Below are 17637 nucleotides of genomic sequence, written 5' to 3' on the forward strand. Positions count from 1 at the left end.
CCCGTAATAATAAAGAAAGGATATGAAATGGATATTACCAATAATAACGAGTCAGTTAAGCATATTGCAGAGCTGGCGGTAGCAAATAGCCTGGTTAAAACTGATATTCCTTACGCAGTTGTGCCACGCGGCTACGAAGTAGAATCACTTGAAGATTACATGGTTGATAAAGAGCAGATTAAACAGAACGTACTGGTTACATCTGCCTCTTCCTTGATCGCCTATGTTGTACGCTTCAAAGATGACCGCAGCGTTATTTTTGCAGACACCGAAAATACGCGTTTTCGCGGTGTGCTGGATTACCATTTGGATAGTAAAAGCCCGTTCAAAAACACGCATACTGTTACGTATGATTGCCCACTATCTGAAGAGTGGAAAGCCTTTATTGGTCGTGATAAGAAAGGGATGGATCAGATCGAGTTCGCGGAATTTATTGAGCAGAACATTAAAAGCATTGCCCCTGTTTCTGACTCCAATAATATATCTGGCACCGACCTGTTAACAATGGTGCTAGCCTTCCAGGAAACGCGCACATCTGAGTTTAAATCGGTAACCCGACTGAATGACGGTACTTACCAGATGGCCTTCAGCAACGAAAAAACCGGTAGCGGTAACACTCAACTACCGGAAAAAATCAGCCTGGCGATCTCCCCCTTCCACAACGGCACGCCTTACCAGATCGATGCGCGGTTCCGTTATCGCCTTCGCGAAGGAAAGCTCGCTCTCTGGTACGAGCTGATTGAACCGAAGAAAATCATTGAGCATGCATACAATGAAATTCTTGTTGATTTGCAAAGCCAGTTACCAGATGTGCCGGTTTTTGAAGGTCGTATCTAAGTATTAACCACTGAATAAAGTGCTGTCTTATGCGCCGCAGCAATGTGGCGCATCGTGAAGCACTTTCCACAATTCATTAATTACCAATTAATTAAAAAGGGTGAAAAATGGCAAGCTTAAGTCAATATTACAACTCAAAAGAAAGCACGGGCTCAGATATAACCACGCGTAAAACCTTCCTCGTTCCATTATCTGAGATTTACGCAGAAGAAGGCTATAACGTTCGTGAATTAAATCAGCCTCACGTTGAGGAATTTCGCGATGCTTTCATTGCAGGTGAATATATCCCCCCCCTGGCAGTGGAAGTTACAGAGCATGGCGTAAAGGTTATCGATGGTCACCACCGCTATTATGGTGCGCTTGCAGCTACTGAGGCAGGGTGTGAAATACTGCGCCTTGAGTGTAAGGATTTTGTTGGTACTGAAGCTGATAAGATAGCGTTTATGGTTACCAGCTCTCAAGGGTTGGCACTAACTCCTCTTGAACGCGCCGCTGCTTATCAACGTTTATTAAATCAGGGATGGACTCATAGCGAAATCGCTAAAAAGGTTAAACGGTCAGAATCGGATATTATTCAGCACATCCAATTAGCCGAGTGTTCTGGTTATATTAAGAGCCTTGTTCGTGCTGGCTCAATGAACTATGCAATTGCGATCGGAATACATCGTGAGCACGGCGTTTATGCTGACCGTGAAGCTGCGCGTTTGATGAAAAAAGCAGAGGACGCAGGAAAGAAAAAAGTTACAAAGAGCATGGCTCAGCCACAATTCAGCGCGAAGAAAGCCCGCCGTATGCTGGAACTCCTTTTTGATGCTGTTCCAATCGTCCAGGGTGAGAGTGACATGCTCATGCTGACTAAAGGCGTCAAAGATGAAGTAATGCAGATCATCAGTGATTATCGCCAAGAAACGCAGCCTGCCACTACTACCACCGCAGCTCCTACAAATGAACCGGAACAAACGGATGATGAACAACTTCCTTTGCTGAAAGCCGACATTATTAGCAAAAGTGGTGTTCAGGTGTGGGCATGCGCAGCAGCGGCATTTGGCGATAAAGATGAATTTCTGTTCCATGAATCAAAGTTTGCTCACACCTGGGCGGCTGACTCTTTCGAACACCCTGAAGCCGTTGTTGTGCCAACAGATATTGTCTATAAGGCCAAAAGCCTGATGACTAAATATCAGGAAGATCAAGAGTTACGCTCTTGGCTAAATGACAAGTTTGATAATGAAGTTCCCGACTCAATGTATGAGCGGATGCGCGACGTATCGGCTGAAACAATGGGCGACCCAGAAAGCCCAATAATCTATATGGGAGACTTTATTTCGCTGGTAGAAAGCATCCCCTGTGACAGTTGGGGGAATATTAGAACACTGCGTTCTGCAATCTGTTCAGCTATCGAAATGAAGGCTACCAGCGATGAGCAAAGTTAACTTTAATAATGCGCCTTTGTGGATAACAGCAAAGGCGCTTCACATCCTAACCCAATTCAGCAGCCGTCGATTAATCCCACGCCGAACCAAAGTGAAAGGCTCTCTAACCTTTCGCGTTAATAAGCGTTGGCGCTTGCTGTCCCAGGACGGCGGCAAGAATTGGCAACTGCTTACCAATAATGATTACAACGCGATTAGCGAGGTGAACCATGTGGGATGCAATTCGAAATATTGATAGCTACTGCTGGGGAGTGTTGGCGCTTTTGGTTGCCTGGGTGCTGGTGTGGGTACTTGGTGCCACCGATGAAGATGAAGAGCCTACGGAGGGCCGGGAATGAAAAAAGAAAATACCCTTGAACGCTTCAAGCGCGATACCCGTGATCATTCAATGTTAGTAGAGAACGACAACGGCGTATTTCGTCATCTGCATTTTTCACGGCGTGGTAGCAGTTGCTATCACTTTACCCTGACTACCTGGCCCGGCCATTTGTGCATTGGCGGTGATATGGGAACCTACGTTTTCCGCCGCCTGCACGACATGTTCAGCTTCTTCCGCATGGATCATCGTGACTACCAGCGCCACGGCGATGATCCACTTATCAATATTAGCTATTGGTCTGAAAAGCTGGAAATGGGGTCAGGCCACCCCAGTGATATCTATACCGAGTGGTCTTCAGATGCTTTTGAGGCCCGCGCCCAGGAGTATTACAACGATTGGCTTGAAAATATCGAAGATGGCGACGGCATAACTGAAGAAATCAAAGCCGATGTGCTGAAAGAGATCAACGACCTGAAAAGTGGCTCATATAACGAGTTTGAAGCCGCTGTTGCATACAACGATTTCAGCTCAGAGCACATCGACCTAGCCGACTTTTGGGAAGATAACTGCCGAAAAGTCACATCTGGCTTTGTCTGGTGCCTATACGCCATCGTCTGGGGTATTCAGCAGTATGACCGCCGCTGCATGGTTAAGGCCACTATGGATAAGTTCTTTGTCTATCAACTGGAGGCAGTATGAAAAAAACATTAATAGGCCGCTGTATCCGCCGTTGGAAAGTTAGATTCAAACCTATCTGTGATTCGAAAGTATCCCCCGTTTGGCGCAAGCATCACCTGAAAGGATACATACGCCAGTGCGCACTCATTACCGCTGGCTGTATGGTTCGGGAAATGGCTGAAAGAAACGCCCAGGTTGATTACGGCACTACTGGATGGACGCCTGAGTTTTCAGAGTGGTTCAACGAACCACCCCGCCGCGCTGAATATGAAAAAGAGGCCCGTGATTATCTCAACGAAGAAGCTGATAACGATGAGATCGACGACATGATCGATGCCGAAGTTGATGAGTGGAGGGGCTGATGAACGACTACAGCAAACTGAAAGCGGCAGCTTTGGCTGCTACTCCGGGGCCGTGGTATATCCACGAAAAGCCAGATATGGAGGGCGGTAACTACGGCATTGATAACAGCGACTGTGAACTTGATGCGGAAGCTGTTGTTTGGTGGGGTGGTCCTCGTTGCGGCATCTGGAAAGAAGAGGATGCGGCATTCATCGCCGCTGCAAATCCTGCTGCTGTGCTTCAACTGATTGCTGCCTTGGCAGTTGAAAAGGAACAGTCTGCGTATTACGAAAAACAGATGTGGTATTTCCACGGACTGGCTGAATCTGAGAGTGAACGCTGTCAGCGGCAAACTATTGCAGACGGTAATGAGATTTTAGCGCTTGAGGCCCGCAATAAAGAACTGGAAGCCAGTGAAACGAAGCTTATAGCCGAGCGAGATAACACCGAAGCTGCGCTAAATGCAATGTACCGCGCAGTAATGGGCGAGTCTCCAGAGTGGAGCAACCTGTATTGGTATGCTCACGGTGTTGAAGATGTAGCCCAGCGGACGGCAGATCTTGAGCAGCGACTACAGCAGCCAGCGTTAGCTGATGTGATGGCAGAACGTCAGCGTCAGATCAGCGCTGAGGGCTGGACACCTGAGCATGATGATGAACATGAAGACGGCGAATTAGCCATTGCTGCTGCCAGCTATGCATTGCAGGCCGGCGCATGTCCGTTCGGCCCTCTTTACAACGAGTCAGACTGGCCTGATTTCTGGCCGTGGGATGTTAGATGGTGGAAACCAACCAATCCTCGCCGCGACCTGGTTAAGGCTGGCGCACTTATTCTGGCAGAGATTGAGCGTTTAGACCGTGCCGCTAAGGTCGAGGGGGAGTGATATGCACAAAACATACATCGCCGGGCCAATGACCGGATCTTGCGGTGATCAGCATAAACAGCTTGCCGGGTGGCTTAGCGAGCTACTGGCAGCAAGGGAGGCGCGGGGTGTGTCTGTGGCTGTTATTCGCGACTATGCGCGGTATCAATATCTGAGAGATAAAGACGCATTTGGCGCTGACAATGAACCCGGCCTGGTTAGCTGGGATGAGTTAACAGATTTGGAGGGTGATGAATTTGATGCCGCTATCGATGCGAGAATGTCACATCCAGATATTACATACACCGCCCCGCCTGCGCCAGCGGTGCCGGATGATGTAGCGGCTGCTTTAGATTGGATTGATGACTTTATCGCTCGTTGCAATGGCGATGATCGCGGTGCCTGCCAATCCGTTAACGTGATTCGCGCCGCTCTCCAATTGCCCGGTAATTCCGAACAAGTGGAACCTGTAAGCAGTGGTTACACGTTGCCGGATGGGTGGATTAAGTGCAGTGAGAGAATACCATCCAAGGGTGAACGCCTATTGGTCTATATAGATTTCAACAGCGATGTGGTGCCTAACATCATGAAAGATGCTGAATATACGGGTAGCACATTCCGCATTGGCCCTAATACCGTCAACACTGACGGCGAGCCAAGAGTAACCCACTGGCAACCGCTACCAGCAGCACCCAAAGGAGTGACCGATGAATAATTTAATGATTGACCTGGAAACAATGGGCAATAAGCCCAACGCGCCAATCGTGGCGATAGGTGCTGTATTCTTTGAACCAGCCACCGGCAAGTTAGGCCAGCAGTTCTATACTGCGGTAAATCTCTCCAGCGAACTGGAAGCAGGTGCCGTTCCGAGCGGGGATGCTATTAACTGGTGGCTTATGCAGAGCACTGAGGCTCGCGCAGCAATCACAAGCGATCAGGCTATCCCAATTGGCGATGCCCTATTGACCCTTTCCGATTTTGTTACCTTTAGTTGTGAACAGCAAAAATATCTAAAGGTATGGGGAAACGGTGCCGCTTTCGATAACGTGATCCTGCGTGGAGCGTATGACCGCTGCGGCATGTTGCCGTTCTGGAACTGGTTCAATGATCTGGATGTTCGCACAATGGTAATGCTAGGCAGGCAGATAGGTTTTGACCCTAAGCGCGATTTGCCGTTCGACGGTGACCGGCATAATGCTCTAGCTGATGCCATTCACCAGGCGCAATATGTTTCAGCCATCTATCAGCGTTTGATGAGTGCCTGGGAGCAAGACCAGGAATTGTTATAGCTGCGGCCAACTATCAGCCACAGCATCATCATGCCGCATTACCGTATCTGTCGAGTTCATGCCTCAACGAGCTAATTACCCCTCCTGTTATTGCGTCAGCTAAATTCGTGCCAAGCGCTGACAGCATATCGTTTGCAACTGTCAGCGATAGCTGCTGGCTGTCCGTCTTACTGAGTACGCGCTTAACCTTTCCGTAGTCCAAGCCTATCTCATCGGCCAGCCACAACTTACTACGCCCTTGCTCACGCAAAAGGCGGTTAATCTCATCCACCATCTTGAGTTCGATGGCGGCTTTACCTGGTTTCATAAAAAAAATTTTAAAAAAAATTGAAAATTAGTGGCTGATAATCGGCCACGAAAATCCAGCTTTCATGCGCTTTTTTATAATCGTGGCTGATAATCGGCCACGGAAAATCGTTAACAATCGCAACTAAAAAACAACAGTGATCTACGTCACATAAAAAAGTAAAAAGCACTATATAGTAATACTCAGAAGCAAAGGGACTACTTTGCCTATTTTTACAAAAAATATAAAAGAACACATTTCACCATTTTATAAAAACACCGGGAAATCAAAACGTTGCCTTTCACTAAAAAGGCAGCTATTTATGTATTTGATTATACGGTGATCTTATGTATTTATTTTTAAATGGATTTTCAGGAAAAGCCATCAAAAACCACGCTGTATTATTAATATTTCCCTTCATTAGAAGAATTAATCAATTATCAACATTGATCTGTAAAACCGATCGATAACACGTAATTGATCGCTAGCTTCTATTTGCTTGTTTGTTAATCACCAACAACACTCAAACAGTGCGCATCCTCGCATGGAAGCTTGTTGTTAACTTTCAATGTATTAGCGGGGTTTTATATGGCAATGGCTAAATTTTCTGGCAAGAGTGTAGTTTTTCGGGCTATCATCCGCTGGCAACTACTCATTAGTTGTCGGGATTTGCACCCCGGATATCACACAAGCGCACGACCGCGCCTAGCGGTTTTTTTATGCGCAAAGTATTGCCACATCTTCGCATCAATGGTGGGGCGTGCAGGGCAGCCGCAAGGCTGGCCGGGTTCTTGTGTGACCGGTAGTGCAAACCTTGTACGTCTCACCACCCAACGATTTGCACCTGACGGTGGTGACTCCAAAATCACACAAGGAGTTCGGCCGTGAATAACCAACTCATCCCCGTATTTAATGGTGACATCAGTAACGAAACCACCCTGCTTTGCAACGCTCGTGATCTGCACAAATTTTTAGGTGTAGGGAAAGTGTTTGCTGCGTGGATTACAGCGCGTCTTGAAGAATATGGTTTCGTTGAAAATCATGACTTTATTTTGCTTTCCAATTTTGGAAAGCAAACATCTGGGCGCGGTGGTAGCAATCGCAAAGAGTATCACCTCACATTAGATACCGCCAAAGAACTTGCGATGGTTGAACGTAATGATAAGGGGCGGCAGGTCCGGCGCTATTTCATTGAATGTGAGAAACGGTTACTTCAGGAAGCGATAGCGCGTAGGCCAGCAAGAAAACGTATTGCTCCACCAGCGATCGACACCAAACGCTTTATCGGCTGCTTTGCTGCTATCGAAACAGCATGGAGTCAGATACACAAAGACCTACTAATTATCGACCCGGTATCAGCGCGAGAGGTCGGAGACTTGATGGATACCGTGCTGCGCGTCGGTAGAACCTACCAAGCCAACGCTCTAAGCAAGCTGAGATAACTCCCCTTAACTACCCATATCAAACATGACCCTGGCTATGTGCCGGGGTTTTTTATGCCTATTTTTTGTAAGAGGTCTACATGATGAACACTATGTTTTTACTGATGGCTGAATTTGAAACCTCTGATATTCCTCTTGCGAAAATTGCTGAGAAATACCTGGGCATCTCGCCAGAACTGGCAAACAAGCGTGCCATTGCAGGCAAATTACCAATCCCAAGCTTCAGGGCTGCGGACTCTAACAAAGCTCCGCGTTTGGTGAATGTAAAAGACCTGGCTGATTATCTAGATCAGCGGCGAGCGGCAGCAAGGGAAGAATTTAGACAGGTCAATTCATGACTCGGCGCGGGGAGCCAGGTCACCAATAGCACCCCATAAAATTTTAATTCATTGTTTTATTTAGTATATCAACTCCATCGAGCATTGGCGCGATGGAGAAGCGATTGGCGGCGTATTGAGAGGCGTGGTTATCTGTCGTCATGCTGAGTTACTGGCTACCTGAAATGTCTGGAGTTCAACAACCGGCGGTCTGTGCCAGTGTCGCAAACGGCTATTATAACGGCAATCGGCGGTCTTGGGAAAACTGCCTAAAAAGAAATGAATAAATCGGCGTTCACAAGTGTTCTCTACTCAATGGCGTAACACAGAACGCCTTATCCCACCGAGGAACACACCATGAACCGTTTCATCAAAAACCTGTTGCTACCCGCCATCGCCAGCACCCTGTTGTTTTCTGGTTTTACCCATGCCATGGGGGACAATAGCCAGAGCACGCCAACCTGCCCGAAAGGCCAAATCTACGACAGTAAAACCAAAACCTGCACGGTAGAAAAGAGCAGCATGCTCAGCGACAGCGACCGGGCTAACTACGCTTATGCGCTGGCAAAAAGTGGCCGCTATCAGGAAGCATTGGACGTTCTCAACACGCTACAAGATCCCAACACCGCCGTAGCGCTGAATTATCGCGGCTATGCCACCCGTAAACTCGGCCGCACCGATGAGGGCATCAGCTATTATTTAAAATCAGTGGCACTGGATCCGAACTACCCAAAAGTCCGCGAATATCTGGGTGAAGCCTACATGATCAAAGGCCGTCCGGACCTGGCCAAACAGCAGTTGACGGTAATCAAATCACTGTGCGGAACCGGATGTGAAGAGTATCGCGATCTGGCCGCGGCTATCGATCATCATCCTGAGTCATGAGGTTGCACCTCGGAGGCAGCTATCAGCAACGACGCGATTCGCAACGAGATCGGGCAATATCTTTCCCGCCTGTGGCGCTATGGCCTGGTGCTTTGCCATCGGCGGGATATTGCCGACGATTTGGTTCAGGCCACCTGCGTGCGGGCGCTCGAACGTGCCGCACAGTTTAGCGCGGGTACGCGTATGGATCGCTGGCTGTTCTCTATCCTGCACTCTGTCTGGCTCAATGAAGTTCGGGCGCAGCATATTCGTCAGGGGCAAGGCTTTGTTGACGCAGAGGAACTTGCTGACTCAGCGAGCAACGACGATCCTATCTGGGCCAATCAGGTGATGCAGCGCGTGAACCGGCTACCGGAAGTGCAGCGTAATGCGCTCTTTCTGGTGTACGTGGAGGAGCTGTCCTACCGGGAGGCGGCCGAGGTGCTTGGTGTGCCGATCGGCACCATCATGAGCCGCCTGGCTGCCGCCCGCCTGAGGCTGGCGAACGACAGTGCCTTGCAGGACATACCGGCGCGGTCGACAGGAGAAAAATCATGAGCGCTCATCACGATGTTGACGAACTGCTGGTCGCTTATCTGGATGATCAACTGGAGCACTCACAGCGACATGATCTGGAGCAACGCCTCACCAGAGATCCAGAACTGGCGGCTCGCCTGGCCTTTCTGGCTGGCAGCAACCTGCCGTTCAAAACCGCTTTCCAGCCACTGCTCGACGAAGCGCCGGTGCAACGGCTACAGGCGGGTCTGCAAACGCTCTTACGGCCTGCCCCACCCAGGATCACCCGCCGCAGGCTGATGGCAGCAGCCATTGGCTTCCTGGCGTTGGGGGTAGCAGGCGATCGTCTCTTCCTGCAACTCAACCAGCCGGAAGAGAACTGGCGCAGCCTGGTGGCACAGTATATGGCGCTGTATACGCCAGAAACGCTGGCTGGTAATCCCCCTTCCCCGCAAGAACTGGCCGCTCAACTGCAACATGCTGGCGAGCAGCTCAGTATCACTTTGCTGCCGCAGCAGTTGGTATTAACGGGAGCAACGCTGAAAAATGCGCGAATACTGGCTTACGACGGCGAGCGCATCGCGCAGCTAACCTATCTTGATGAGCAATATGGGCCGCTGGCCTTATGTATCATTCAGCAACCTGGTGAAGCAGCAGTTGAAAGTGAACGGCGTATGGGGATGAATCTGGTGTACTGGTCTGATAACAGCCATAGCTTTATGCTGATTGGCCATAATCCTCCCCAACAGATGAACGCGCTTGCCACCCAGTTGCGGCAAGCGTTGGCAAGCTGAAGCCGCTATTCCAGTGCGCGGATCACCCGGCACGGTTGCCCCAGCGCCAATACGTTGGCCGGAATATCTCCGGTGACCACGCTACCTGCGCCAATGGTGGTGCCATCGCCAATGGTCACACCCGGCAGGATCACCACGTTCCCGCCGATCCAGACGTTGCTGCCGATCGTCACCGGCTTGGCCGAGGTTTTAAACGGAAAAGCAGGATTACCGCTAAAGCGCTCGCTGGCCTTAAGCGGATGGCTTGGCGTGTAGATTTGCACATTCGGGCCGATCAGCGTGTTATCACCAATGGTAATGGTGTTGCAGTCGAGAAATACCGCATTAACGTTGATAAAGCAGTTTTTACCGATGCTGATATGCTGGCCATAGTCACACCAGAACGGCAATTCGATCCAGCTTTCATCCCCCCAGGCAGCAAACAGTTCACGCAACAGGTTTTTCTTCTCTTCAGCCTGATGGGAGTCCAGGGCCGCCAGCCGTTTGGTCAGGCCGCGCGCCCGGTGATACAGGGCAATCAGCTCTTCATCACGGCTGTTATAGATCTCGCCACGCAGCAATTTTTCTCTTTCTGTCATGTTAAAGCTCCCGATAAAAGCGTTCCAGCTGCGCGTTATACCGCTACCACGTGCCAAAACCTACCCCAGTACGCACCTGCTCGAACAGAACGGCAAGAAATCGTGAGCGGTTTCTCATTTTAAATCTTCGCTTCAACCCTAGGCTTGTCGATTAGCACCGCATTATGTGGATAAATGGCACAACCCTCGGCGATTCTGCTGAAACATGTTAAAATCAGCTTCTTTGCGTACCGGGATATTTGCCATGAACTCAACCAACCAGCAAAAGCTGCTCGCGCAGGCTGAACAGATCTGTCAGCAACGCAACGTGCGACTCACCCCGCAACGGCTGGAAGTGTTACGCCTGATGGCAGAGCAACCCGGTGCCATCAGCGCTTACGATCTGCTCGATCTGCTGCGCGTCGCCGAACCTCAGGCTAAGCCGCCCACGGTATACCGAGCGTTGGATTTTTTGCTGGAGCAAGGTTTTATCCACCGTGTCGAATCGGCCAACAGCTATGTGCTATGCCATCACTTTGAACAGCCCATGCACACCTCTGCGCTGTTTATTTGCGATCGCTGTGGGCAAGTGACCGAGCGCACAACGGAAGGTGTGGAAGAAACGCTGCAGAAACTGGCAACCGAATCAGGATTTGCGCTGCGCCATAGCGTGGTTGAAGCCCATGGCCTGTGTTCGGCCTGCGTTGAGGTAGAAGCCTGCGAAAATAAGCACGATTGCGATCATGACCACAGTATCGCAATCAAGAAGAAATAAGTGCGGTAACCATGCTGCCCCCTAGTGCCACGTTCCCCCGCTCTCAAACGTTATGGCTTGATGGGAACCAGGTCCCCCGCAGGCGGTGGCTGTGCCAGATCCACCCTAATGCCACTCCACGCAAGGCCAAAAACACCATCAGAGCCAACCATAAGCCGTGATTACCCAGCATCGGCAAGGTGAATAACGTCAGCCCATAACCGGCGGCGGCCACTGCCATACTGTTACGCATTTCTGCCCCACGAGTCGCACCAATAAACATGCCGTCCAGCAGATAACACCACACGCCCACCAACGGCAGCACCACTTGCCAGGGCAGGTATTGGTTTGCCAGCGCACGCAGCTCCGGCAGCGAGGTTAAGGCCGCCACAATCTGCTGCCCGCTCACCCCATAAACCACGGCAAAAGCGAGCGCCACCAGGCAAGCTTGCCTGCAAGCCGCACGCCATACGTTATGCAGTTGGCGATCGTCCCGTGCGCCATAAGCATGGCCAGAATGCGCCTCGACAGCATAGGCAAAACCATCCAGCGCGTAAGCGGTGAAGGTCAGCAGATTCATCAGCACCGCGTTAACCGCCACCACTTCACTGCCCATACGCGCACCAAGAATGGTTAACGAGGCAAAACACAGCTGCAGTAATAACGAACGCAGCATAATGTCGCGATTAAGCGCCAGCAAACGGCGCAGATTACCGCACCAGGCCCGACGCAACATCGCCAGCGAAATCCCGCGTATTCTCAGCACCCGCCACGATAGCCACAGGCCCAGCACCAGCGTGACATACTCGGCAACCGCCGTGGCTGCCGCCGCGCCCTGCACATTCCAGCCCAATCCCATCACCAGCCAGATATCCAGCACAATATTCAGCAGGTTACCGACGATCAGCAAAATCACCGGGGCCCGCACATACTGCACGCCCAATAACCAGCCAAGCAGCACCATGTTAGCCAGTGCCGCCGGTGCACTCAGCCAGCGGATCTCCAAAAACAACCGCGCCTGCGCCAAGACGGCCTTGTCGCCCCCGACAATCTGCAACGCCAATGTGATCAATGGCTCACGCAGCAGCACAATCACCAATCCGGCCACCAGCGCCAGCAACAGCGGTTGCATCAAGGCCTTGGCCAGCCGTTGCGGATCCTGAGCGCCCAGCGCCTGCGCAGCCAGCCCGGTGGTGCTCATACGCAGGAACAGCAACATCATGAACAGGAAACTGGTTGCCATGGAGCCCACGGCTACCCCGCCGAGATAGGTCGGGCTATCAAGATGGCCGATAACGGCAGTATCCACCAGGCCAAGCAAGGGAACGGTGATATTGGAGAAGATCATCGGCAACGCCAGGCGCCACAAGGCTTTATCGGTATCGCTGGTAAAAGCAGAGATCAGGCGCATAGTGAAATGTTCCCGTAGCCGTGCGGTGATGGGCGTTTAGAAAAGATATCGCCCCAGAGCTGGAGCGATGTAGATATACCCTTCATACTTCAAGTTGCTTGGGTGTTGACTGCCTTCACTCACCCCAGTCACTTACTTGAGTAAGCTCCTGGGGATTCATTCAGTTGCCGCCTACAAGCAACTTGAATTATTTTGGGTATATAGAGTATCAATCAGAACAATAACGTTTAGATCCAGTCACCGTTGCGGATCACGCCCACGGCTAAACCTTCAATGGTGAAATTCTGTTGGCGCAGATCGACCACGATCGGCTGGAAATCGCTGTTTTCCGGCAGCAGCTCAACCACGTTACCGTGCTTTTTCAGGCGTTTGACCGTGACTTCATCTTCGATACGTGCCACCACGACCTGGCCGTTACGCACGTCCTGGGTTTTATGCACCGCCAGCAGATCGCCGTCAAGAATACCGATATCACGCATCGACATGCCGTTAACACGCAGCAGAAAATCAGCGTTAGGCTTGAACAAGGAGGGATCGACCTTGTAGTGCCCTTCAATATGTTGCTCGGCCAGCAAAGGTTCACCGGCGGCCACGCGGCCGATCAGAGGTAACCCTTCTTCATCTTCCATCAGCAAGCGGATACCGCGCGAAGCACCGGAGACAATCTCGATCACCCCTTTGCGGGCCAGCGCTTTCAAATGCTCTTCTGCAGCATTAGGCGAACGAAATCCCAGACGCATGGCGATCTCGGCACGTGTTGGTGGCATGCCCGTTTGCGCAATATGATCGCGAATCAGGTCGTAGACCTCTTGCTGTCTGGTAGTTAGTGCTTTCATTCCGCCCCCTGTTTGTTTATACAGTCTTGCTGTGAGTATATACAGGTAAGCCGGGATTGGGAACCGAAGAATAAATAAAAATCAGGGATTAGCGAAGCAGTTCGCAACATTATGCCCCTTTTCAACTGAAATGCTGCCAAAGCACCGAGCCCCAGACGAGCAGCGCCAGCACAATCGTCAGTGAGACCGCCGCCGAACCCATGTCTTTTGCCCGGCCCGAGAGTTCATGGTAATCCGTTCCCACTCGATCGACGAGGGCCTCAATGGCGCTGTTGAGGAGTTCGATAATCATCACCAGCAGGACCGAACCGATCAATAAAATGCGCGCTATCGCACCCACATCCAGCCAAATCGCCAGTATGATGGCCACCACGGCCGCGACTGATTCCTGGCGGAATGCGGCTTCGTTCTGCCAGGCCGCAGTTAAACCTTTGTATGAATAGCCTGCCGCCTTGATAATACGTGCCAGGCCGGTTGCTTTATTTGCCATATAAAAGACACCTTTCTCAAAGGTAATATACCCATAGTCTTTCAAGCCGCAGCCAAGCGGCAACTTGCAATCCATAGGGTATAATTTAACTATATGTTTCCAGAGGTCCCCGCGCCTCGGGAAATCCCAACGCCACAGATCTGCTACCCGGTTTCTGGTATGCTTGCGGCGCATTGCTAACAAGAGGCTTTATGTTGTTATGTTAGGTTGGCGTAAAATATATTATAAATTATTGAATTTACCACTGAAAATGTTGGTAAGAAGCAAGGTTATCCCTTCAGATCCGGTCACGGAGTTAGGGTTGGATCCCTCACGACCAATTTTGTATGTTCTACCTTACAATTCCAAGGCAGATTTGCTCACCTTGCGCACCCAGTGCCTGGCGCAGGATCTGCCCGATCCCCTTAACTCGCTGGAGATCGACGGCACCGTTCTGCCAAGCCACGTGTTTATTCATGAAGGCCCGCGCGTATTCCGCTATTACACGCCAAAAGAAGAATCGGTAAAACTGTTCCACGACTATCTGGATCTGCACCGCAGCAACCCGGATCTCGACATTCAGATGCTCCCGGTATCGGTGATGTTTGGCCGCTCACCCGGGCGTGAAGGGCATGGAACACCGCATCTGCGCCTGCTAAACGGCGTACAGAAATTCTTCGCCATCCTGTGGTTAGGGCGTGACAGTTTTGTCCGCTTCTCCAATACCGTTTCCCTGCGGCGGATGGCCACCGAGCACGGTACCGATAAAACCATCGCGCAAAAGCTGGCTCGCGTGGCGCGGATGCACTTCTCACGCCAGCGTTTGGCCGCCGTGGGGCCAAGCCTGCCAGCCCGGCAGGATCTGTTCAACAAATTGCTGGCCTCCAAGGCGATTGAGAAAGCGGTCGAAGACGAAGCGCGCAGTAAAAAGATCTCTCACGAGAAAGCCCAGCAAAATGCGATCGCCCTGATGGAAGAGATTGCAGCCGATTTCTCCTATGAGGCCGTGCGCCTTTCCGATCGCGTGCTGAGCTGGACCTGGAACCGGCTGTATCAAGGCATCAACGTCACTAAAGCCGAGCGAGTGCGCCAACTGGCACAGGACGGCCACGAGATCGTCTACGTACCCTGCCACCGCAGCCACATGGACTACCTGTTGCTGTCTTATGTGCTCTACCATCAGGGGCTGGTGCCGCCGCATATCGCTGCAGGCATCAACCTCAACTTCTGGCCAGCCGGACCGATCTTCCGCCGTCTGGGGGCGTTCTTTATCCGCCGTACCTTCAAGGGCAACAAGCTCTACTCCACCGTGTTCCGTGAATATCTCGGCGAGCTCTTCACCCGTGGCTATTCGGTGGAATACTTTGTGGAGGGCGGCCGTTCGCGCACCGGGCGCTTGCTGGAACCCAAAACCGGCACCCTGTCGATGACCATCCAGGCCATGCTACGTGGGGGCGCTCGCCCGATCACTCTGGTGCCAGTGTACATCGGTTATGAGCATGTCATGGAAGTCGGGACCTACGCCAAAGAGCTGCGTGGGGCGACCAAAGAGAAAGAGAGCCTGTTGCAGATGCTGCGCGGCCTGCGCAAACTGCGCAACCTCGGCCAGGGCTACGTCAATTTTGGCGAACCGCTGTCATTGACCTCTTACCTCAATCACCATGTGCCGCAGTGGCGTGAATCTATCGATCCGATCGAAGCGCAGCGCCCAACTTGGCTGACGCCAGCCGTCAACGATCTGGCATCCCGGATCATGGTGCGTATCAACAATGCGGCGGCGGCCAACGCCATGAACCTGTGTGTTACCGCGTTATTGGCCTCGCGCCAGCGCTCGCTGACCCGGGAACAGTTGATTGAGCAGTTGGATTGCTACCTGCAGTTGATGCGCAATGTGCCTTACTCACCAGATTCCACCGTGCCAATACAAACGCCGGAGCAGTTGCTGGATCACGCGTTGAACATGAACAAGTTCGAGGTGGAGAAGGACAGCATCGGTGACATCATCATCCTGCCGCGTGAGCAGGCGGTGTTGATGACCTATTACCGCAACAACATCCATCACATGCTGGTATTGCCTTCGCTGATTGCCACCATCGTGATGCATCACCGTCACGTGTCACGCAGCGAGTTGCTGCGCCAGGTCAGCCTGATTTACCCCATGCTGAAAGCCGAACTGTTCCTGCGCTATGAAAAAGAACAGCTACCGGACGTGCTGCAGCCGCTGATTGACGAACTGACGCGCCAGCAGTTGATTGGCAGCAAAGGTGACGAACTGGTGCTGAACCCGGCGCGTATCCGCCCGCTGCAACTACTGGCGGCCGGTGTCCGTGAAACCCTGCAGCGCTATGCCATTACCATGTCGATCCTCAGTGCCAACCCGAGCATCAACCGCGGGGCTCTGGAGAAAGAGAGCCGCATCATGGCTCAGCGCCTGTCGGTGCTGCACGGCATCAACGCGCCGGAATTCTTCGACAAGGCGGTGTTCTCTACCCTGGTGGCGACGCTGCGGGAAGAAGGCTATATCAACGATATTGGCGACGCGATCCGCGAGCACACCATGGAGGTTTACACCATGTTGAGCGATCTGATCACGCCAGAAATCAAGCTGACGATAGAAAGCGTCAGCACGCCGGAAGAGACTGACGACGTGCCGGAAACGGCAGACGTGGAAAGAGAAGGCGAGTAACCACGGACTTCAACCCACTAAGGCACCCAAATCGGGTGCCTTTTTCATATTGGCCGTAAGGCCATCAGAGATAGCTCAGCGCAATGCCGATAAACAGCACTAAACCAACGTAGTTGTTATTCAGGAAAGCACTGAAGCAGGCATCGCGCTCGCGGCTGGCAATCTGCTTCTGCTGATGGATAAACAGCGCACCAGCCAGCAGCAGCGACCAATAATAGGCACCGCCAAGCTGCATAAGATAACCGACCCACAGCATCAGCAACAGCGTGGCAAACTGCAGTACCCCGACAATCAGCTTGTCATGGCGGCCAAACAGCACGGCGGTGGACTTAATACCGATCTTCACATCATCATCACGATCCACCATGGCATAGAGCGTATCGTAAGCCACCGTCCAGCAGATATTCGCCAGGAACAGTAACCAGCAACTCAGCGGCAGCGACTCACTGACGGCGGCATAGGCCATCGGGATCGACCAGCCGAATGCGGCCCCCAACACCACCTGCGGCAGGTTGGTGACGCGCTTCATAAACGGATAGACCCAAGCCAGAGCCAGTGCCGCCAGCGACAGCCAGATCGTCATGGCATTCAAGGTCAGCACCAGGGCAAAGGAGATCAGCACCAGCGCGACAAACAGAATTTTGGCTTCTCTTTCACTGACCCGGCCACTGGGCAACGGGCGGCCAGCGGTGCGTTTCACGTGCCCGTCAAAGGCGCGATCGGCATAGTCATTGACCACACAGCCTGCTGCACGCATCAGGAATACGCCAAGAACGAACACCAGCAATACGGGCAAAGCCGGTATCCCTTGCCCGGCCAGCCACAATGCCCACAGCGTCGGCCATAGCAACAGCAGCGTGCCAATCGGCTTATCGATGCGCATCAGGTGGCTATAGGCCTGCCATTTGCTTTGAGTCACGCTTCCTTCCAAGATCCTCTTCTCCC

Annotated in this window: 21 protein-coding genes and 1 pseudogene; 16 read left to right on the plus strand and 6 right to left on the minus strand. The window is 51.9% G+C overall.

Annotated features, from left to right (window positions below; translation table 11 throughout):
• Nucleotides 1-27 precede the first annotated feature (27 nt).
• From WG891_RS21220 to WG891_RS21250, 8 genes are all read left to right on the plus strand, one after another.
• Nucleotides 28-837 (plus strand): DUF2303 family protein, encoded by an 810-nt coding sequence (locus WG891_RS21220; protein ID WP_337264366.1) that lies wholly within the window; start codon nucleotides 28-30, stop codon nucleotides 835-837.
• A gap of 107 nt (nucleotides 838-944) precedes the next feature.
• On the plus strand, nucleotides 945-2270 hold the full coding sequence (locus tag WG891_RS21225; protein ID WP_337264367.1) for a ParB/RepB/Spo0J family partition protein: 1326 nt from the start codon (nucleotides 945-947) through the stop codon (nucleotides 2268-2270).
• A complete protein-coding gene (locus WG891_RS27090) occupies nucleotides 2257-2505 on the plus strand; it encodes a ParE family toxin-like protein (protein ID WP_443006230.1) in 249 nt (82 codons plus the stop codon). The genes WG891_RS21225 and WG891_RS27090 overlap by 14 nt, the downstream gene beginning before the upstream one ends.
• 99 nt (nucleotides 2506-2604) lie before the next feature.
• On the plus strand, nucleotides 2605-3288 hold the full coding sequence (locus WG891_RS21230) for a hypothetical protein (protein WP_337264368.1): 684 nt from the start codon (nucleotides 2605-2607) through the stop codon (nucleotides 3286-3288).
• Nucleotides 3285-3629: a hypothetical protein gene (locus WG891_RS21235; RefSeq protein WP_337264369.1), complete on the plus strand. Its 345-nt coding sequence runs from the start codon at nucleotides 3285-3287 to the stop codon at nucleotides 3627-3629. The genes WG891_RS21230 and WG891_RS21235 overlap by 4 nt, the downstream gene beginning before the upstream one ends.
• The gene (locus tag WG891_RS21240) at nucleotides 3629-4492 is read left to right on the plus strand and encodes a hypothetical protein (RefSeq protein ID WP_337264370.1); all 864 of its coding nucleotides are present in this window, start codon (nucleotides 3629-3631) and stop codon (nucleotides 4490-4492) included. Before WG891_RS21235 ends, WG891_RS21240 begins: the two co-directional genes overlap by 1 nt.
• A 1-nt stretch (nucleotide 4493) precedes the next feature.
• A complete protein-coding gene (locus tag WG891_RS21245) occupies nucleotides 4494-5186 on the plus strand; it encodes a DUF551 domain-containing protein (RefSeq protein WP_337264371.1) in 693 nt (230 codons plus the stop codon).
• Nucleotides 5179-5760, plus strand: coding sequence for a 3'-5' exonuclease (locus WG891_RS21250; RefSeq protein WP_337264372.1), 582 nt, complete (start codon nucleotides 5179-5181; stop codon nucleotides 5758-5760). Before WG891_RS21245 ends, WG891_RS21250 begins: the two co-directional genes overlap by 8 nt.
• 28 nt (nucleotides 5761-5788) lie before the next feature.
• Here WG891_RS21250 and WG891_RS21255 read toward each other — a convergent pair whose 3' ends face one another.
• Complete coding sequence (locus tag WG891_RS21255) at nucleotides 5789-6067, minus strand: hypothetical protein (protein WP_337264373.1); 279 nt, start codon at nucleotides 6065-6067, stop codon at nucleotides 5789-5791.
• Nucleotides 6068-6722: 655 nt separating this feature from the next.
• Between WG891_RS21255 and WG891_RS21260 the strand changes: the two are divergent.
• The 6 genes and pseudogenes from WG891_RS21260 to WG891_RS21285 form a co-directional block, all read left to right on the plus strand.
• Nucleotides 6723-6877 (plus strand): annotated as a pseudogene (locus WG891_RS21260) (ash family protein); the annotation flags it as partial.
• A gap of 53 nt (nucleotides 6878-6930) precedes the next feature.
• The gene (locus WG891_RS21265) at nucleotides 6931-7488 is read left to right on the plus strand and encodes an antA/AntB antirepressor family protein (protein ID WP_337264374.1); all 558 of its coding nucleotides are present in this window, start codon (nucleotides 6931-6933) and stop codon (nucleotides 7486-7488) included.
• A gap of 83 nt (nucleotides 7489-7571) precedes the next feature.
• Nucleotides 7572-7826 carry a pyocin activator PrtN family protein gene (locus WG891_RS21270; RefSeq protein WP_337264406.1) on the plus strand — a complete coding sequence of 85 codons (255 nt, stop codon included), beginning with the start codon at nucleotides 7572-7574 and terminating at the stop codon, nucleotides 7824-7826.
• 336 nt (nucleotides 7827-8162) lie between these two features.
• Complete coding sequence (locus tag WG891_RS21275) at nucleotides 8163-8690, plus strand: tetratricopeptide repeat protein (RefSeq protein ID WP_337264375.1); 528 nt, start codon at nucleotides 8163-8165, stop codon at nucleotides 8688-8690.
• Nucleotides 8691-8726: 36 nt separating this feature from the next.
• Nucleotides 8727-9227, plus strand: a complete 501-nt coding sequence (locus WG891_RS21280; protein ID WP_337264407.1) for a sigma-70 family RNA polymerase sigma factor — start codon at nucleotides 8727-8729, stop codon at nucleotides 9225-9227.
• Nucleotides 9224-9979 carry an anti-sigma factor family protein gene (locus tag WG891_RS21285; protein ID WP_337264376.1) on the plus strand — a complete coding sequence of 252 codons (756 nt, stop codon included), beginning with the start codon at nucleotides 9224-9226 and terminating at the stop codon, nucleotides 9977-9979. Before WG891_RS21280 ends, WG891_RS21285 begins: the two co-directional genes overlap by 4 nt.
• A 5-nt stretch (nucleotides 9980-9984) precedes the next feature.
• Here the strand turns inward: WG891_RS21285 and WG891_RS21290 are convergent, their stop codons facing one another.
• On the minus strand, nucleotides 9985-10557 hold the full coding sequence (locus WG891_RS21290) for a sugar O-acetyltransferase (RefSeq protein ID WP_337264377.1): 573 nt from the start codon (nucleotides 10555-10557) through the stop codon (nucleotides 9985-9987).
• 244 nt (nucleotides 10558-10801) lie between these two features.
• Between WG891_RS21290 and zur the strand changes: the two genes are divergently transcribed.
• A complete protein-coding gene (gene zur, locus WG891_RS21295; RefSeq protein WP_076942054.1) occupies nucleotides 10802-11311 on the plus strand; it encodes a zinc uptake transcriptional repressor Zur in 510 nt (169 codons plus the stop codon).
• Between the two features lie 43 nt (nucleotides 11312-11354).
• Here zur and dinF read toward each other — a convergent pair whose 3' ends face one another.
• The 3 genes from dinF to WG891_RS21310 all read right to left on the minus strand — a co-directional run bounded on the left by dinF (nucleotide 11355) and on the right by WG891_RS21310 (nucleotide 14027).
• Nucleotides 11355-12701, minus strand: coding sequence for an MATE family efflux transporter DinF (gene dinF / locus WG891_RS21300; protein ID WP_337264378.1), 1347 nt, complete (start codon nucleotides 12699-12701; stop codon nucleotides 11355-11357).
• A 227-nt stretch (nucleotides 12702-12928) separates the two neighbouring features.
• Nucleotides 12929-13537 carry a transcriptional repressor LexA gene (gene lexA / locus WG891_RS21305; RefSeq protein ID WP_076941730.1) on the minus strand — a complete coding sequence of 203 codons (609 nt, stop codon included), beginning with the start codon at nucleotides 13535-13537 and terminating at the stop codon, nucleotides 12929-12931.
• A gap of 121 nt (nucleotides 13538-13658) precedes the next feature.
• Complete coding sequence (locus WG891_RS21310) at nucleotides 13659-14027, minus strand: diacylglycerol kinase (RefSeq protein ID WP_337264379.1); 369 nt, start codon at nucleotides 14025-14027, stop codon at nucleotides 13659-13661.
• Nucleotides 14028-14226: 199 nt separating this feature from the next.
• Here WG891_RS21310 and plsB point away from each other — a divergent pair, with 199 nt between their 5' ends.
• Nucleotides 14227-16692, plus strand: a complete 2466-nt coding sequence (gene plsB, locus WG891_RS21315; RefSeq protein ID WP_337264380.1) for a glycerol-3-phosphate 1-O-acyltransferase PlsB — start codon at nucleotides 14227-14229, stop codon at nucleotides 16690-16692.
• 64 nt (nucleotides 16693-16756) lie between these two features.
• On the opposite strand, the gene ubiA is transcribed toward plsB, so the two are convergent.
• Nucleotides 16757-17623, minus strand: coding sequence for a 4-hydroxybenzoate octaprenyltransferase (ubiA, locus tag WG891_RS21320; protein ID WP_337264381.1), 867 nt, complete (start codon nucleotides 17621-17623; stop codon nucleotides 16757-16759).
• Nucleotides 17624-17637: the final 14 nt, after the last annotated feature.

This window comes from Serratia sp. MMO-28 (genome assembly GCF_037199905.1).
Taxonomy (GTDB): Bacteria; Pseudomonadota; Gammaproteobacteria; order Enterobacterales; family Enterobacteriaceae; genus Chania; species Chania oryzae.

Excerpts from the sequence above, each read along its gene's own strand:
- WG891_RS21220 (WP_337264366.1), top strand. The coding sequence starts at position 28 with ATGGATATTACCAATAATAACGAGTCAGTTAAGCATATTGCAGAGCTG.
- WG891_RS21225 (WP_337264367.1), top strand. The coding sequence starts at position 945 with ATGGCAAGCTTAAGTCAATATTACAACTCAAAAGAAAGCACGGGCTCA.
- WG891_RS27090 (WP_443006230.1), top strand. The coding sequence starts at position 2,257 with ATGAGCAAAGTTAACTTTAATAATGCGCCTTTGTGGATAACAGCAAAG.
- WG891_RS21230 (WP_337264368.1), top strand. The coding sequence starts at position 2,605 with ATGAAAAAAGAAAATACCCTTGAACGCTTCAAGCGCGATACCCGTGAT.
- WG891_RS21235 (WP_337264369.1), top strand. The coding sequence starts at position 3,285 with ATGAAAAAAACATTAATAGGCCGCTGTATCCGCCGTTGGAAAGTTAGA.
- WG891_RS21240 (WP_337264370.1), top strand. The coding sequence starts at position 3,629 with ATGAACGACTACAGCAAACTGAAAGCGGCAGCTTTGGCTGCTACTCCG.
- WG891_RS21245 (WP_337264371.1), top strand. The coding sequence starts at position 4,494 with ATGCACAAAACATACATCGCCGGGCCAATGACCGGATCTTGCGGTGAT.
- WG891_RS21250 (WP_337264372.1), top strand. The coding sequence starts at position 5,179 with ATGAATAATTTAATGATTGACCTGGAAACAATGGGCAATAAGCCCAAC.
- WG891_RS21255 (WP_337264373.1), bottom strand. The coding sequence starts at position 6,067 with ATGAAACCAGGTAAAGCCGCCATCGAACTCAAGATGGTGGATGAGATT.
- WG891_RS21270 (WP_337264406.1), top strand. The coding sequence starts at position 7,572 with ATGAACACTATGTTTTTACTGATGGCTGAATTTGAAACCTCTGATATT.
- WG891_RS21275 (WP_337264375.1), top strand. The coding sequence starts at position 8,163 with ATGAACCGTTTCATCAAAAACCTGTTGCTACCCGCCATCGCCAGCACC.
- WG891_RS21285 (WP_337264376.1), top strand. The coding sequence starts at position 9,224 with ATGAGCGCTCATCACGATGTTGACGAACTGCTGGTCGCTTATCTGGAT.
- WG891_RS21290 (WP_337264377.1), bottom strand. The coding sequence starts at position 10,557 with ATGACAGAAAGAGAAAAATTGCTGCGTGGCGAGATCTATAACAGCCGT.
- zur (WP_076942054.1), top strand. The coding sequence starts at position 10,802 with ATGAACTCAACCAACCAGCAAAAGCTGCTCGCGCAGGCTGAACAGATC.
- dinF (WP_337264378.1), bottom strand. The coding sequence starts at position 12,701 with ATGCGCCTGATCTCTGCTTTTACCAGCGATACCGATAAAGCCTTGTGG.
- lexA (WP_076941730.1), bottom strand. The coding sequence starts at position 13,537 with ATGAAAGCACTAACTACCAGACAGCAAGAGGTCTACGACCTGATTCGC.
- WG891_RS21310 (WP_337264379.1), bottom strand. The coding sequence starts at position 14,027 with ATGGCAAATAAAGCAACCGGCCTGGCACGTATTATCAAGGCGGCAGGC.
- plsB (WP_337264380.1), top strand. The coding sequence starts at position 14,227 with ATGTTAGGTTGGCGTAAAATATATTATAAATTATTGAATTTACCACTG.